The organism is Nocardia vaccinii NBRC 15922 (assembly GCF_001613305.1).
Taxonomy (GTDB): domain Bacteria; phylum Actinomycetota; class Actinomycetes; order Mycobacteriales; family Mycobacteriaceae; genus Nocardia; species Nocardia vaccinii.
Genome location: NZ_BDCC01000027.1, coordinates 58169 through 72204, shown reverse-complemented (window position 1 = coordinate 72204; position 14036 = coordinate 58169). Strand labels below are relative to the sequence as shown.

Annotated in this window: 15 protein-coding genes and 1 pseudogene; 5 read left to right on the top strand and 11 right to left on the bottom strand. The window is 65.5% G+C overall.

Translation table 11 applies throughout. From position 1 onward, the window contains the following. From NV1_RS18590 to NV1_RS18555, 8 genes and pseudogenes are all read right to left on the bottom strand, one after another. On the bottom strand, positions 1-684 hold a 684-nt coding region (locus tag NV1_RS18590), incomplete at its 3' end, for a hypothetical protein (RefSeq protein WP_157117118.1). Between the two features lie 658 nt (positions 685-1342). Further along, positions 1343-1603 carry a hypothetical protein gene (locus tag NV1_RS18585; RefSeq protein ID WP_067892951.1) on the bottom strand — a complete coding sequence of 87 codons (261 nt, stop codon included), beginning with the start codon at positions 1601-1603 and terminating at the stop codon, positions 1343-1345. 153 nt (positions 1604-1756) lie between these two features. Continuing rightward, positions 1757-3116: pseudogene (locus tag NV1_RS18580) on the bottom strand (cytochrome P450). Positions 3117-3129: 13 nt separating this feature from the next. Then, positions 3130-3321: a ferredoxin gene (locus NV1_RS18575; protein WP_067892950.1), complete on the bottom strand. Its 192-nt coding sequence runs from the start codon at positions 3319-3321 to the stop codon at positions 3130-3132. A gap of 48 nt (positions 3322-3369) precedes the next feature. Then, positions 3370-3939 (bottom strand): GTP-binding protein, encoded by a 570-nt coding sequence (locus tag NV1_RS18570; protein ID WP_245713793.1) that lies wholly within the window; start codon positions 3937-3939, stop codon positions 3370-3372. A gap of 13 nt (positions 3940-3952) precedes the next feature. Further along, positions 3953-4330 carry a DUF742 domain-containing protein gene (locus NV1_RS18565; RefSeq protein WP_067892946.1) on the bottom strand — a complete coding sequence of 126 codons (378 nt, stop codon included), beginning with the start codon at positions 4328-4330 and terminating at the stop codon, positions 3953-3955. Next, entirely contained in the window at positions 4327-4755 is a 429-nt protein-coding gene (locus NV1_RS18560) for a roadblock/LC7 domain-containing protein (RefSeq protein ID WP_067892944.1), read from the bottom strand. Before NV1_RS18560 ends, NV1_RS18565 begins: the two co-directional genes overlap by 4 nt. 14 nt (positions 4756-4769) lie before the next feature. Continuing rightward, positions 4770-7097: a sensor histidine kinase gene (locus NV1_RS18555; RefSeq protein ID WP_067892942.1), complete on the bottom strand. Its 2328-nt coding sequence runs from the start codon at positions 7095-7097 to the stop codon at positions 4770-4772. A gap of 647 nt (positions 7098-7744) precedes the next feature. Between NV1_RS18555 and NV1_RS18550 the strand changes: the two genes are divergently transcribed. Together NV1_RS18550 and NV1_RS43625 are read left to right on the top strand one after the other, a co-directional pair. Beyond that, positions 7745-8371 carry a SanA/YdcF family protein gene (locus NV1_RS18550; protein ID WP_067892963.1) on the top strand — a complete coding sequence of 209 codons (627 nt, stop codon included), beginning with the start codon at positions 7745-7747 and terminating at the stop codon, positions 8369-8371. Between the two features lie 34 nt (positions 8372-8405). Next, on the top strand, positions 8406-8564 hold the full coding sequence (locus tag NV1_RS43625) for a hypothetical protein (protein WP_157117116.1): 159 nt from the start codon (positions 8406-8408) through the stop codon (positions 8562-8564). A gap of 168 nt (positions 8565-8732) precedes the next feature. Here NV1_RS43625 and NV1_RS18545 read toward each other — a convergent pair whose 3' ends face one another. Beyond that, positions 8733-9059 carry a hypothetical protein gene (locus NV1_RS18545; RefSeq protein ID WP_067892939.1) on the bottom strand — a complete coding sequence of 109 codons (327 nt, stop codon included), beginning with the start codon at positions 9057-9059 and terminating at the stop codon, positions 8733-8735. Beyond that, on the bottom strand, positions 9056-9937 hold the full coding sequence (gene mca / locus NV1_RS18540) for a mycothiol conjugate amidase Mca (protein ID WP_067892934.1): 882 nt from the start codon (positions 9935-9937) through the stop codon (positions 9056-9058). Before mca ends, NV1_RS18545 begins: the two co-directional genes overlap by 4 nt. Positions 9938-10139: 202 nt before the next feature. Between mca and NV1_RS18535 the strand changes: the two genes are divergently transcribed. Both NV1_RS18535 and greA read left to right on the top strand, forming a co-directional pair. Then, positions 10140-10625, top strand: a complete 486-nt coding sequence (locus NV1_RS18535) for a DUF4307 domain-containing protein (protein WP_067892932.1) — start codon at positions 10140-10142, stop codon at positions 10623-10625. 312 nt (positions 10626-10937) lie between these two features. Further along, a complete protein-coding gene (gene greA, locus NV1_RS18530) occupies positions 10938-11432 on the top strand; it encodes a transcription elongation factor GreA (protein ID WP_067892962.1) in 495 nt (164 codons plus the stop codon). A gap of 208 nt (positions 11433-11640) precedes the next feature. Here greA and NV1_RS18525 read toward each other — a convergent pair whose 3' ends face one another. Further along, the gene (locus NV1_RS18525; RefSeq protein WP_067892930.1) at positions 11641-12783 is read right to left on the bottom strand and encodes a cystathionine gamma-synthase; all 1143 of its coding nucleotides are present in this window, start codon (positions 12781-12783) and stop codon (positions 11641-11643) included. A gap of 88 nt (positions 12784-12871) precedes the next feature. On the opposite strand from NV1_RS18525, the gene NV1_RS18520 reads away from it, so the two are divergent. Continuing rightward, positions 12872-14035 carry an acyl-CoA dehydrogenase family protein gene (locus tag NV1_RS18520; RefSeq protein ID WP_067892928.1) on the top strand — a complete coding sequence of 388 codons (1164 nt, stop codon included), beginning with the start codon at positions 12872-12874 and terminating at the stop codon, positions 14033-14035. The last annotated feature ends 1 nt before the right edge of the window (position 14036 follow it).

The window sequence follows — 14036 nt, the reverse complement described above, 5'->3', positions numbered from 1 at the left end:
CACTCGCGTGAGAGGAGCCAAGTTGTTCACGTTTACGTGCACGGTGGACGCTTCCGAGCCCGACGACTGCGGGTCTGCGATTGGTTGGACTTTGTCGGCGATCTGGCGCTGATCGTTCAGATACGCAGTGAGAGTGGCGTTGGCGGAGGTAATTGCGTTGTCGATCGTCTCGTACATCGCAGGAACATCTGTCGATGCGGACATGGAATTATTGATGCCGGCGATGAGATTGAGGACCGCGTTTCGTCCCTCCGTGATGTTCGCTTTGCCTTCCGAGAGTAGGCCTGCCACCGAGTTCTCGTTGCTGACGAAGTAGTTGAGGTCGTGTTTCAGCTGCTGGGCCAGCGAGCTGTACTGTTGCGCCGCTGCCCCGGTTGATTCGGGGACCGCATCGACCTGCGGCGGAATCATGGTTTGCGGTGGCGACCCCGCACTGTCCGGATGCCCGAACATGTCCCAAATGTTGCCGATCAGGGTGGCCAACTTTGCATACCAATTCTGCAACGCTGACGGCATCGCATGGGGCTGAAAAAGGAAACCTTGACCGTGGGCTGCGGGGATGTGCGCGGTCAGGTCCTGGTACTCCCCGCCGATCCAGATCCCACCGTTCACGTGTATGGCGGATACTTCTGGCCCTGTTTCCCTCGTTGCCCGCGTGAGGGGAGCCAGGTCGTTCGCGTTCACGTGCACAGTGGACACTTCCTGCCCCGATTCCCTCGTTGCCCGCGTAAGGGGAGCCAAGCCATTAGCATTCACGTGCATGGTGGACGTTTCTCGAGCCGACAATGCAGACGAGTTCGATGTCGGTTGCAAGGTTGCCGCCCTCTCGCTTGTAAATGACAAAGCTCAGCAAAAACTGCCACGATCGCGCACGCTGACAAGACAATTGTCCTTGTCGCCGGCATGCGTCCCATCTTGACGGAATGCATCGGCTAGCATAACAGGGTAAACGAACCTGCGGTAAATTCGCTGCACACTCCCCACCCCCGAGAGGCCCCCGGTGCGAATCCCCACCAACACGCACTCACCGCAACGAGGGGCCGCAGGTAAGGAGTGCGTAACCAAAATGTCACCCCAGCGCGGTGGGCCCTGCCGTCGACCTACCCAGTTCCGCCGCCGAAGACCTCCCGCGCTGGAAAGCGCTGCACCCCCAGACCGCCTTCCACACTGAAGTCCCTGTCACACAACCACAGACGAATCAAGCGGCCGCCCATGAGGCCATTGACGGCAACGGCCGTGCCCCACCAGGGCCTGCCACTGACTACCCCACCGGCCACCTCTGGATTCCTGTGGCCTGGAACTGATTCTGCCGACCCCCACTGGCTCGAAGCTCCCGATTCCATTACGTCTCGAAATCGTTACCCCGACACGGTGCAGCTTCGACCTCGGATTCCTTGTCCCAGTACGGATCCCGGACGACCGTAGCGCCTTCATCCAGCGCCGGCACGTTCTCTCGCTCAGCGGTGCCGCTATCCGTGTCGCGCTGGTCGGTTACGCCCTTGGCATTCCTGCTCACGCCGCGTGTACCGGACAGTGCGAGATGCTGACCGCGGTCGCCTGCCGCATCCACGGCTCGGATGCGGCAGTCGGGTACCCGGATCACCCGGATTACACTGCGGCGCCGACGATCCGGCCGCTGTGCACGGGTCCCATGCCGATAATGCCTCGACGGATACAACCGGGCGTCAACGGCCCGGCCCCGGACGGACAGGCGATCGAGCCGACGCGGCGCTCGACCGCCCGGGCACCGACTCGATCAACTCGACTCGCGTCCTCGCGCGGTGACCGGTTCGGCCAGATTCTCCTCGTCGCAGCGGCGCTGCCAGGCGTCCACCGTCTCCTCGAGGCCGGCGCCCAGGCGTGGGCCGGGGGTGAACGTCGCGGGCAGGTGCCGCATGCCCTGGATGGTTCCGATGGTGTCGTAGTGCACGGCGCCCGCGGGGTCGCAGACGAAATCCGGCATCCGGTCCAGGACCGCGATCAGCATTCGCTTGAACACCATCCGGGCCATATTGGAGCCGATGCATCGATGGATGCCGAGCCCGAAACTGAAGTGGCGGTTACCTTTCCGATCCATCACCAGAGTGTCCGGATCGGGGAACACCGCCGGGTCCCGGTTGGCCATCGCCCACGACAACCACAGCCGCTCGCCCTCCTTGAATTGCTGTCCGGCGATCTCGCAATCCTCGGCGAAGGTGCGGCCGTCGCCGGGGGCCGGGGTGAAGTAGCGCAGGAACTCCTCGGTCGCCGCGTTCAGCATCAGCTCGCGTTCGCGGCTGAGCGTGTCGCGCTCAGCCGGGTTCTCCGACAGCCATTCCAGTGCGTGCGCGGTGAGCCCGGTCGTGGTGTCGAAGCCGCCGCCGATCAGCAGAGCCAGTTGGCCGAGCAGGTCCATGTCGTCGGCCGGCTCGCCGTCGATCCGCAAGCGAACCAGCGCGTCGATCAATCCGGGACGCGGGCTTTCCCGGATCTCCTGCAGATTGGCGAACAGATCCATCCCCATCGCCAGATGCAGTTCCTTGATCCGCTCCATGTCCGGTGAGTCCGGCGGCGTGTAGACCGAAGCGTGCGCCGGCTCGCAGTAGATCGACCACTTGCGCAGCGGAATACCCAGCATCGCAAGCGTCAGCATGGCGGGCACGATATTGGCCAGGTCGTCGACGAAATCGATCCGCCCCGACTCGATCTTCTCGTCCAGGCAGGCCCGCACCAGGTCGTCGACGAACGGGATCCAGCGCTGTACCGCGCTGGGCGACAGATAGGGGTTCAGCACCGAGCGGAACTGACCGTGTTCGGGATCGTCCATCTCGAGGATCCCGTTGCGGATCGGCATCGCCTGCCCCTCCGAGGGAATGGTGATCCCCTGGTAACCGCGCCGTTCGCCCTTCACATCCCGATCGTTGGGGATATGCGGACAACGGGCCTAGCTCGAAGACCTCACGGTTGCCGGCGGCGACCCAGTGACCGCCGTGCGTCTCGGTCCATGCGATCGGGCACTGCTCGTGCATCTCCCGGGTGATCTCGCCGAAGCGATGCCGGTACTCCGGGGTGTGCCGGTCGAAGTGATAGGTGTTGTGCCGGTGATCCGACTCCGGCCGGACGTTCTCCACAGTCATGGTCGAAGTCCTTTCAGCTCAACGAGATCGCGCGTTCGGGGCACGAGCCGACGGCCTCCCGGGCCCCGGCTTCGGCCTGGGCCGGAACCTCGCCGTCGACCGCCGTAGCGTGGCCGTCCAGATCGCTCAGCCGGACCAGCTCCGGTGCGACCATCGCGCAGATCGTGTGGCCCTGGCAGCGTGCGGCGTCTACCGATAGCTTCATATTTCCTTCTGTTCGAGAATATTCGGTTATTACGTTGTCGCGCAGCCGCTATCGAGCCGGGTGAGCGGTCGGCGCGGCGCTGATTCGCTGAATGAGATGCTCGACGAGGGTGATCAGCACGTGCTTGCACGAGTCCCGGTCGCGGGCATCGCACAGCAGCACCGGCGTCTGCTCGTTCAGATCCAGGGCGTCGTGCACTTCGGCGGGCGTGTAGTGCGGTGCTGTCTCGAAAGAGTTGACCGCCACCGCGAATGCGGTGCCGCGGCGTTCGAAGTAGTCGATCGGGGCGAAGGCCGCTTCCAATCGCCTGGTGTCCGCCACGACCACCGCGCCCAGCGCACCGCGCGCCAATTCGTCCCACAGGAACCAGAATCGATCCTGCCCGGGAGTCCCGAACAGGTACAGGACCAGGCTGTCGTCGATCGTCACGCGGCCGAAGTCCAGCGCGACGGTCGTCGTGACCTTCGATTCGACTCCCTGCAAATCATCTATGCCCGTGGACAATTCGGTGATGAACTCCTCCGTGCACAGCGCGGGAGTCTCACTGATGGTGGCGACCATCGTGGTCTTGCCGACCCCGAATCCACCCGCGATGAGAATCTTCACCGAGGTCGCCATGGGCTTGTTCGAATCAGAGCTTTCTGATGCCATCTAGTACCGCTCGCAAGAGATTGAGGTCCTCGGCCGGGGCATGGTGCGCGGCGACCGGAGCACGGGAAACGAGTATGCCGTCGGCGATCAGGTCGCCGATCAGGATCTTGGTTACCGCCAGCGGCACTCGCAGTGCGGCGGATACCTCCGCCACAGCCAGCGGCTGGTGGCACAACTGAACGATCTGACCGTATTCCAGTTCGATGCGACGCAACGGCGGCGCCGCGGCGGGAACCACGACGATGGTGAGCATGTCGAGCGTGTGGACTCGACCGGACGTCCGTCCGCCGGTCCGTGCATACGGGCGGACCAGCGGCCCAGCCGCCTCGTCGAACCACCTCCTGGAGTCGGGGTTCATGGCAGTCGCGGGTTGAGGACCTGTCCGGTCAGCTGCGAGCGGGGTGTCGTGGACAGCAGACTGCCGACACGTTGCACCGTGAGATTCATTTCGTAGGCGACCATTCCGAGTTTCGCGTCCGCGGTGGCCTGCAACGCCAGACAGGCATGGCTGCCCGCGGCGGTCACGAACAGGATCGCGCGGTCCAGCTCGATGATGGCCTGCCGGACGCCACCGCCGTCGAAGCGAGCGCCCGCGCTGCGGCCCAGGCCGTACAGCGTCGAGGACATGGCGCCGAAGTGCTCGGCGTCATCCCTGGTCAGGGACGAGGATCGGCCCAAGAGCAGCCCGTCGGTGGAATGCACCACGGCGTAGCGGGAGCCGACCAGTCGCTCGATCAGATCGTCTAGCAACCAGTTCAAATCAGTGGTTTGCGGGTTCGTCATCGGTGCTTCCTCTATCAGAACGTCGGGTTACCGGAACCAGGTGCGCCGGGGTCGGCCCGGCGGCCCTGCATGGTCCCGATCTCGATGGCGGACAACATGTCTCGTGCCTGTTCGGCGGTCCGCGCCGGTGGTACGGGCTGGTCCGGCGGCCGCTGCGCGCCGTCGTTCGCCAATTCCGGCGCCAGGCTCGCCTGGCGGCGGCGGCGCGGAAGCGAAGGGCGCGGCCGGGCTCCCGATTCGGCACGGCCGTTGTCGCCGGAGCCCGCATACGGCGGAAGTTGTGCGGGAGCGTCGAATCCGATCCCGGTATCCGCGCCCCGCGACGCCACCGGCAACGGCTGGGCGACCTGGCCGGACAGCTCCGGCACGGCCGCCGACCCTCTCGTGTCGGCGGCCCGCCACGCTCCGGTGGACGGGAACGCGTCGGCGACAATGAGTTTCGACGGAATGACGATGATGGCGCGGACGCCGCCGTAATCGGATTCCGCGAGCCGCACCGCGACGTCGTTGCGCCGCGCCAGCTGGGCGACCACGAACATCCCCAGTCGCGAGTCCTCCGACAAGGTGCCCACACCGAAGTCGGGCGGGTCGGCCAGCACGGCATTGAGCCGGGCGAACTGTTCCTCGCCCATCCCGACGCCCTGATCCACGATCTCGACGGCCACACCCTTGCCCACGACGCCGGCACGGACCTCCACCTGCGATTGCGGCGGGGAGAAGTTGGCGGCGTTGTCGATGAGTTCTGCGAGCAGGTGCACCAGGTCGGCCACCGAACTACCGGCGATCATCAGATCGGGCGCTCGGACGATCTTCACCCGGCTGAAGTCGACCGCCTCGCTGACACTGCTTCGGACGACCTCGAGCAGCTGAACGGGATTGCGCCACCCGCGTCCGGGCTCGCCTCCGGCCAGAATGATCAGATTTTCGGCGTTACGCCGTTCGCGGGTGGCGAGATGGTCCAGGCGGAAGAAGATATCGAGCAGCGTCGGATCCTCCTGCGTGGATTCCGCCTCGTCCAGCAGTTCGAGCTGGCGATGGACGACGGTCTGGCTGCGGTGCGCGATATTGAGGAAGACCTTGCGGACACCCTCACGCGTGCCGGCCTCAGTGACGGCGGCCGAAACGGCCTCGGTCTGGGCATGGTTGAACGCGTCCGCCACCTGGCCGATCTCGTCGGTGCCGAAGGCCAGCGGCGTCGACTCGTCGCTCACATCGACGGCTTCCCCGGCGCGCAGGCGCTGCATGATCCGCGGCAGGCGCTCATTGGCCAGCGCCAGCGTCTCGTTACGCAGCCGGCCGAGTCGCGCGATGACCCGGTTGGCCAGCAGCAACGACACGACGAAGGCCGCCACCGCGGCGGCCAGCAGCAGACCGCCGACCAGGAGCGCGTCGCGCGCTTTGGCGTCCGCGGTATCCGCCGCCAGGTTCAGCGCGCGCAGCATCTGGCCGTACCAGAGCGTGAGCACCGCGTTGTCGGCCTCGCTCGTGGTATCGGTCCAGTCCTGAGCCGTGAACGCCATCGGCGCCATCGTGGGTGTCGCACCATATTTGCTGGGCGCCGCGGTGATCGGATCCAGCGCACGCGCCAGGAGGGTGTTCTCCATCATGATCAATCGCAGCCAGGCCGGACTCGTCGTAACCGCCTTGATCTCCGGCGATTGCGCGGCCTGCGATTCGATGCTGGTGCGATACCCGCCGACCAGGCGCGAGAACTCGATGGCCAGCGCCGGGGACAGCATTTCGTTGCGGGTCAGTACCGCCCCCAATGCCGCACTGCGAGACAGCATTTCCGAGGCTGAGACGATCATCAGCGCGGTCGCCACCGCGCTCGCCACCTGGGGCGTCGGCGCATCGGCCTCCACAATCTCACTGCCGACCGAGATCGCGTCCAGGAAATGGCCGAAATAGTTGTACGCGTCGGCGATCGGCAACGTTCCGGCGTCGACCTGAGCACGTACCGACAACAAGCGCGATTTCGCCGTCTGGATTCCGCCGATGTTGCCGGTCACCTCGGAATGCCCGATCTTGGTGAATTCGGGCGTAGTCTGATCGAGCGCACTCGAGATAGCATCGAAACGGGCCCGGGCCTGCGCGAGTGGCCCGGGATCGCCACCGCCACTCGCCAGCCGGACAATCGAATACTGCCGTTCGAGTTGTACCGCGGTTACCAATTCCCTGCTCTGCGGGGTTGCGGATGCCAGGGCTTTCGACCAATCCCGCGCATGCCTACCTTGCGTCACGGCATATCCTGCGCCGCTGACACCGATGACGAGCAATACGAGGCTCGGGACGAGTGCAATGGCCAGAATACGAGCCCGGACACCCAGTCTCGGTTTGAACATCGCCACAGCATATCGGTTGGATCACGAAATCGCACCGACGAATCCGGAAATAAGTTATTGCCGTTGAGCATGATAGAACGCGTTCCAATCAATCACTCCGGTGATTTATGAAAAAGGCACGGAGAATTGATCGTCCGGAAAATTGGACCCGGCCGACCGAAACTCAGCACTATTCCGCAGGAAACTCACATACTCGGAACCGCGGCAGGCGGCAAGAGGCTTCGAAGCGATAATCTATTCGCGAAGCATGCAAAATGTGACGAGCATTCGACATGACACAGGAAACGGTCGAGATGTCGACCATCCGAACACTCGCCTATACGCCCCCGCAGACCTCGATCGGCCAAATCCGCACGGCACAACCCTCCTTCGGCCGACTGACGCTCACCCCGGCCTCGACCGGGGCACCGACCGCTCGCGACGGTCACTTCGGCCCTACCTGCCATGCAACCGGACCCACGGCGGCAGCAAGGAGAGGCTACGAGATTCCGTTACGGAATCGTAATTGTGAATGAGGTTTACTCCGAGGGTGCGGAGGCCTTGTGGCCCGATCCCGCTGCCCCACAGGATGTCCCGTGTCGGCCGACCGGCCCTCCTGGTCGTCTGGCAGAGTGGCGATGGTGAGAGAGCAGCGGTCGCGGTGGTCGATGCGTGGCACACTCGGGGCGACGGCGACGCTGCCCCTGATCGTCATCGGCGCGAACGCGTGTTTGCGAATGTTGTCTGCCGGACGGCGTTTCACCGTGTCGACCGTGCCCCGGGCGCCGATTGTGATCGTGCCGGGGGCGAGGATCGGCCCGGACGGGCTGCCGATGACGTATCTGCGCGGACGACTCGACATCGCGGTCGAACTGCTCGCCGCGCACAAGGTCGGCGAGGTGCTGATCTCCGGCGATGCGAAGGGGCATTCCGGTGACGAAATCGCCTCGATGCGAAGGTATCTGGTGGAGCACGGCGTGGCCCGGGACCTGATCCGCGCGGACCCCGAGGGGCTGTCCACCCGCGCGACCTGCGAACGGGCCCACGACCTGTTCGGCATCGACCGCGCGATCATCGTCACCCAGAATCAGCACGCGCCACGCGCGATCGCCCTGTGCCGCGGTGCGGGCATCGATGCGAACGGCGTGGACGCCTACTGCGAGTGCACTCGGAAGACCTGGGTGCGCAACACCATTCGAGAATGGCTCGCCGCCCCGAAAGCCGTTGCGGCGCTGCTGTCGTCGACTCGATGCCGCGAACCACGCCGGGTCGGCCCGTGCGTGCCGAAACCGTGACCCCCGAAGGCCGCGGGCTGGGTATCCCCACGGTATGAGCAACACCGCAGGACCCGGTCCGGCGCAACGTCGGCCGTGGTTCGTCGATCTCGAGGACGCCGAACGCCGCGGCGCGCACGGAAGTGCCGGAATCGGCTATTTCGACTGTGATTGCGATATCTGCCATCACCGCCATCACGACAGGCCGTGCTGAACACGAACCGGTAGACCTCACACCCCGGGGCCGTTCCCGGGCCGGTAGCCGCACACGGGAGAACCGCCGCGAGCCGTCCCGGCCAGGGACGCAAAGCAATTCGCCTCCGTTCCGAGATTCGGAACGGAGGCGAATACACAGCCGGCTGCCACACGCGCGGCGGCGAGTTCAGGATTTTTGTGGTGGCTGCGACTTCGAGCCGCCCGGACCGGCGGCATCGGACTCCTGATCCTCGACCGAGTTCTCGGCCTCGGATTCGGAATCCGCCTCGGCCGCACCCGGATCGGTGCCCTCGTCTGCCGCCTGATCCGGCTCGGGGTGCTCCGGAGAGAAATCCGCCGGCAGACCCTTGATGTGCTTGTTCATCGAACGGATCAGCAGCACGGTCCCGGCCAGCAGGATCAGGACGATGACCAGACCCAGCGGGGACGCCTTGCCGAATTCCGGCCCGGTGGGGTTGGTGGTGGTGCCTTGAGCGAGAACGGTGAGAATCATCGGTCCGCGACCTCGATCTGCGGATCCTCGATACCCGCGAACAGATCGGTCTCCGGGATCTCCGTGCGTACCCGGGTCCTGGCGAGCTCGAATTCCTCGGTGGGCCACAGCTGTTGCTGCATCTCCAGCGGGATCGCGAAGAACGCGCCGTTCGGATCGATCTGCGTGGCGTGCGCACGCAATGCCTCGTCACGCTGCGGGAAATACTTGGAGCACTCGATCTGCGTGGTCACCCGGCCCATGATGTCGCCGCGTTCCTCGGCCGCCTTCCGGAATCGGTCCAGCCACTCCTGCATCGGGAACGGCTCGCCGATGCGCTCGTACTCCTGAGCGAAGATCTCCATCCGCGCAATGCTGAATCCGTGGTCGTAATAGAGCTTGTTCGGCGTCCACGGCTCGCCCGCGTCGGGGAACTTCTCCGGATCGCCCGCGGTCTCGTACGCGGCCATGGACACCTTGTGGCACATGATGTGGTCCGGATGCGGATAGCCGCCGTTCTCGTCGTACGTGGTGATCACGTGCGGTTTGAACTCGCGCACCACGCGCACCAGCGCCTCGGTCGCCTCCTCCAGCGGCACCAGCGCGAACGAGCCCTCCGGCAGCGGCGGCAGCGGATCGCCCTCGGGCAGTCCGGAATCGACGAATCCGAGCCAGCGCTGGCGGACGCCGAGCGCCTTCGCGGCCTCGGCCATCTCCTCGCGCCGCACCTCTTCCATGCGATCGAGAACGCCCGGGGTGTCCATCGCCGGATTGAGGATCGACCCGCGCTCACCGCCGGTGAGGGTTACCACGAGAACGTCGTTGCCCTCCGCGGCATACTTCGCGGTCGTCGCGGCGCCCTTGCTGGACTCGTCGTCGGGATGAGCGTGCACCGCCATGAGACGCAGACCGGTCACGACTTCACCATCTCGCTCACGCGGCCACCTCGCTGCTCACCGTCTTCACCTCATCGCTCTCCGCCGCCATCCGGGCAGGGGGGTGTCGGACCTGTCTCCCTATAGTTCCATCCGACCCTCTTTTGTTCCGAGCTGCCCCCTGCAAAGGTGAGGTAGGCCGATTACCTGCGGGAGCGAGCAGATCATGAGCGAGCGCAGTGAGCGCACGACCAGCGCGGACGAGTCTTCGCCCGAAAGTTCCGCCGCCGCTCGGCCCGGGTCCGGATCGGTCGGCGATCGCTACGGCAGGACATCCACACGCCGCCGCTGGGTACTTCCCGTATTGAGCGCCGGGGTGGTCGTCGCGGGGTTGATCATCGCGTTCATCGGCTACAGACAGTTCGGGCCGAAGGATATCGATCCGGAACAGCTCGGGTATACGGTCGTCAACGATTCGACCATCGAAGCGCATTTCAAGGTGACCCGAACCCACCCCGAAAATGCCGCGTTCTGCTTCGTGCGGGCGATGGACACCGCCGGCAACGAGGTCGGCCGCCGCGAGGTGCTGATCCCGCCATCGGCCAGCGGGACCGTCGAATTGAAGACCATCGTGCGGAGCGTGGCACGACCGGCCGCAACCGATATTTACGGCTGCGGCGGCGCGGTTCCCGCCTACCTGCGCGCCGGATGAGCCGCCCTACCGGGCGATCCAGGCGAAACGCCTCGCAATCACGGCTCCGACCTGCATCTTTGTAAATCGTGCTAAAATGATGCGATACACGGTTCCGAAAGCTCGGAGCCGTGTTTGCTGCATTGGCGGCCAGCGCTGACGGTTCTCGGCACACAATGCCACATGGGAACAGGGCCTGTCGGGGTTCGACGACAATCCCCCAGGGATCGCTCTAGCCGTCGTCTGTTGCTGTGCGCACCCACATGGATGTGCACGGTTGCGGGTATCTGGGAATCCCGGTTCGCCGGGAACAACTACTAGGGAGTGATCGAGATGACTGAGACACAAGTGACCTGGCTCACACCGGAGTCGCATGAGAGGCTCAAGGGCGAACTCGACGCGCTCATTGCCAATCGTCCGGTCATCGCGGCCGAAATCAACGAGCGACGCGAGGAGGGCGACCTCAAGGAGAACGGCGGCTACCATGCGGCGCGCGAGGAGCAGGGCCAGCAGGAGGCCCGCATCCGCCAGCTGCAGGAGCTGCTGAACAACGCCAAGGTCGGCGTCGCCCCGACGAAGTCGGGCGTGGCGCTGCCGGGTTCGGTCGTCAAGGTCTACTACGACGGCGACGAGACCGATACCGAAACCTTCCTGATCGCAACTCGCGAGGAGGGGCTGGGCGGGTCGGACCTCGAGACCTACTCGCCGAACTCCCCGCTGGGCGGCGCGCTCATCAACGCCAAGGTCGGCGAGACTCGCGAGTACACCCTGCCCAACGGCAACATCATGAAGGTGACCCTGGTCAGCGCGGAGCCGTACCACAGCTGAATCCCGGTCGGCTCGCAGCAGGCCGGCAGGACCCCTGATCAACTGAAGAACGACACAGCGGCCGCACCCGTTTCGGTGCGGCCGCTGTGCTTTCGACCCGATTCCGCCGACCAGGCACAACGCCGACACCTGTTCGCGGCCCGGCGAGACCTCAGGGGGCCGCGAACCGCCGCAGCGAAGCGGAAGCTGAAGTTACAAGCCGCCGAAATTACAGCGCCTGCTCGAGATCGGTCAGCAGATCGCTGATGTCCTCGATGCCGACCGACAGGCGCACCAGGTCGTCGGGCACCTCGAGTGCCGAGCCCGCGGTGGAGGCGTGCGTCATCGCCCCCGGATGCTCGATCAGCGACTCCACACCGCCCAGCGATTCGGCGAGGGTGAACAGTTTCGTGCTCGAGCAGAACTTCAGCGCCGCGTCGCGACCGCCCCGCAATCGCACCGAAATCATCCCGCCGAAGCGGCGCATCTGCTTCTGCGCCACCGTATGTCCGGGATGCTGCGGCAGACCCGGGTAGATCACCTGCGCGACGGCCGGATGCCCGGACAGGAATTCGGCGATCGTCTCGGCGTTGTCGCAGTGCCGATCCATGCGCACCGCAAGGGTTTTGATGCCGCGCAGGGTCAGGAACACATCGGTCGGGCCGGGCACCGCGCCCGCGCCGTTCTGCAGGAACGCGAAGGCGGCGTCGAGTTCGGGAGCATCGGTGACCAGCGCGCCGCCGACCACATCGGAGTGTCCGCCAAGGTATTTCGTGGTCGAGTGGATCACGATGTCCGCGCCCAGCAGCAGCGGCTGCTGCAGATACGGCGAGGCGAAGGTGTTGTCCACCACCAGTTTCGCACCGCCGCGGTGCGCGACATCGGCCAGCGCCGGAATATCGCCGACGTTCAGCAGCGGATTGGTCGGCGTCTCCACCCACACCAGTTTCGTATTGGGGCGCAACGCGTTACGCACCGCGTCGGGATCGGAGACCGGCGCCACCGAGTACTCGATGCCCCACTGCGTGAACACCTTGTCGATCAGCCGGAACGTGCCGCCGTACGCGTCGTCGGGGATCACCAGGTGATCGCCGGGCCGCAGCGTGGCACGCAACGCACAGTCCGTGGCCGCCATCCCGGAGGAGAAGGCCCGGCCGTGCCGCCCCGATTCGAGCGCGGCCAGATTGGCCTCCAGCGCGGTACGAGTGGGATTGCCGGTGCGGGCGTACTCGAAGCCGCCGCGCAGTCCGCCGACGCCGTCCTGGGCGAAGGTGGAACTGGCGTAGATCGGCACGTTCACCGCGCCGGTCTGCGGATCGGGATCGTATCCGGCGTGCACGGCGCGTGTGGAGAACCCCAGCTGATCGGTCATGCCGACCAGCCTAAATCCGTGCGCAAACTCCCCGCGCGAGGGGCCGGGTGCCGTTGTTGCCCACGGCTGTGCGCCATAGGGTGAGCGGATGGTCACCGTCGACGAACTGTTTGCCATCGATTCCCTGCTCAGCGATACCGAACGCCAGATCCGCGACACCGTGCGCGCATTCGGCGAGCAGCGTCTGCGACCGCACGTGACCGAATGGTTCGAGCAGGGCACGTTCCCGGCCCGCGAGCTCGCGCCCGAACTCGGCGCGCTCGGCCTGCTCGGCATGCATCTGGACGGATACGGCTGTGCGGGCACCTCGGCGACCGAATACGGACTGGCCTGCATGGAACTCGAGTCGGTGGATTCGGGTGTGCGCAGCATGGTCTCGGTGCAGGGTTCGCTGGCCATGACCGCGATCCACAAGTACGGATCCGAGGAGCAGAAACAGTACTGGCTCCCGCGGATGGCGGCCGGGCAGGCGCTGGGCTGCTTCGGACTCACCGAACCCGATTTCGGCTCCAATCCGGGCGGTATGCGCACCCGCGCGGTCCGCGACGGGTCGGACTGGGTGCTGGACGGTTCGAAGATGTGGATCACCAACGGATCGGTGGCCGACGTCGCGGTGGTGTGGGCACGCACCGAGGAGGGTGTGCGCGGATTCCTCGTTCCCGCGGACACGCCCGGATTCAGCGCGCGCGAGATGCATCGCAAGCTGTCGCTGCGCGCCTCGATCACCGCCGAACTCGATCTGGCGGGCGTGCGGCTGCCGGGTGATGCCCTGCTGCCCGCGGGTAAAGGCCTGTCCGCACCGCTGGGCTGTCTGTCCGAGGCGCGGTTCGGCATCGTCTTCGGCGCATTGGGCGCGGCCGCGGACTGCCTGGCCGCCACCATCGATTACGCGCGCACCCGCGAGGTGTTCGACAAACCGCTGTCCGCCTATCAGCTGACCCAGGCCAAACTGGCGGATATGGCCGTCGAACTGGGCAAGGGACAGTTGCTGGCGCTGCATCTGGGCCGGTTGAAGGACCGTGGTGAGCTGCGACCGGAACAGGTCAGCGCCGGAAAGCTCAACAGCAGCCGAGAAGCGATCGCGATCGCGCGGCAGTGCCGGACCATTCTCGGCGCGAACGGCATCACCCTGGATTATCCGGTGCTGCGACATGCGAACAATCTGGAATCGGTCCTCACCTACGAGGGCACCGCCGAGGTTCATCAACTCGTCCTGGGCGAGGCGCTCACCGGATCCAAAGCATTTCGCTGAC